This is a genomic window from Pseudoalteromonas sp. SR45-5, from assembly GCF_014163565.1.
Classification (GTDB): domain Bacteria; phylum Pseudomonadota; class Gammaproteobacteria; order Enterobacterales; family Alteromonadaceae; genus Pseudoalteromonas; species Pseudoalteromonas distincta.
This window is the reverse complement of sequence record NZ_JACJDN010000779.1, coordinates 1-1585: the sequence shown is the minus strand read 5'-3', so window position 1 is coordinate 1585 and position 1585 is coordinate 1. Positions and strand designations below refer to the sequence as shown.

Below are 1585 nucleotides of genomic sequence, written 5' to 3'. Positions count from 1 at the left end.
ATATCATCTGATTTTACAGAGCCTGCAACTTGATAATTTTGATAAGAGTCAGAACCAAATGTAGCGCTTAGGGATAAGTTATCTGACTCACGCGTAATAATATTAATAACACCAGCGAGTGCATCAGAGCCATAAACAGCCGCGCGAGAGCCTTTAATAATTTCTATGCGTTCAATACTATTTAAAGGGACATTATTTAGTGCTTTTTGACCAAGTGTTGCTGAGCCTGTACGTACACCGTCAATTAAAATCAACGTATCGCCAGAGCCTGTACCACGAAGTGACACACCTGTATTTTGACCAAAACCACCGTTTGGATTAACTTGAAAACCCACTCGCGTGCTTAAAAGTGTAGGTAAATCGCGTACGTTACTAGCTTCTATTTCAGCACGTTCAATAACATTTACACTCGCTAAAACGTCGTTAATTGATTGCTCAAACTTATTAGCTGTAACGGTTATTTTTTCAATTGATTGCTCTGCACCAGACACAGAAAATGAAAGCGCAGCAGAAATTGCAACGCCTAGAGTTGTTTTGTTTAACATGAGATCCCCTACCTTTGCCCACCGCAAAGATTTAAGTAAGTAAGATTGCATCAAGGCCGGTCTCCGGACTCAGTAAGCACATAAAAACATGCAATACTCTACCGTTGCGGGGGCAGTGTTGGGCTTGTAGTCATCATGAAAACGCACCAACTTCCCGATTATCCTGCTAAAAAAATCATTACATGAAGTGGCTAGCAAGCACCTTGAAAATATGCCGTCATTGTGAGCATTTTGTTTACAAATGTCAATGGACGTCTATATAGCTAAAAGCTATTTCAGTTCAGTGCTGTATTATTATAGCTTGAAGGAATACCGTACTTATCAAGTAGCTTCTGAAGTTGCATTTGTGTAGTAGGTAAATTTAATATTTCATCCATTTTGCGACTAGATATTTTATTTGATTGTGAGTTAATCAAAAAATGTGTTTCATACACTGCATCTGGTACGTCACTCTTAAATAGTAAATCCATATTTAAGATATTCTGCTTTTTAAAATACTGATAAGCAATACTGTTTAAAACCCCGACTTCAGCGCGCCTTAATAGCAGCATTTTAACTACATTGAATTCATCGATTGTAAGGCTTACCTGGTGCTCTTCTCTCAAGTATTCGGCATTTGTATTAAATCCTGCAAATTGATACGAGTACCCTAAAACCCCAACTTTGGTTAATTTGTCCAGATTGTCAAAATAAGTTTGTTCTGATGCATTCTCTTTGAGTGTATAAAGCTCGTTTTTGGTGATGGTATAAAATTCAGTTTTTTCAATGTTTTTCTGCGTTGTTTTTGGCAGCCATTGCATTGCCATTAAAAATAAAACGTCGAAGTTATTTTTTTCAACAGACAAAGTAAGCCTTTTTACAGGTAAAGAAATAAGTATAAAGTTAAATTCCTCCTGTGCGTCGTTTAAAATATTAATAAACTCAGGAGCAAAGCCCTGCTTTTTTTGCGCGTTAATAATAATCGGAAAGTAGCCATCTTCGACCAATATATCAATATCAACTGGCTTTGATAAGCTTGGCTTGGTAAATATAAGCAAAAC

2 protein-coding genes and 1 riboswitch are annotated in these 1585 nt (G+C 36.8%); both genes read right to left on the bottom strand.

The window, feature by feature from the left end; translation table 11 throughout:
• The coding region (locus tag H5072_RS18965) for a TonB-dependent receptor plug domain-containing protein (protein ID WP_182694447.1) at positions 1-545 on the bottom strand (545 nt) is incomplete at its 3' end.
• A 36-nt stretch (positions 546-581) separates the two neighbouring features.
• Positions 582-766, bottom strand: a riboswitch (cobalamin riboswitch).
• A gap of 54 nt (positions 767-820) precedes the next feature.
• The coding region (locus H5072_RS18960) for an ABC transporter substrate-binding protein (protein WP_259395994.1) at positions 821-1585 on the bottom strand (765 nt) is incomplete at its 5' end.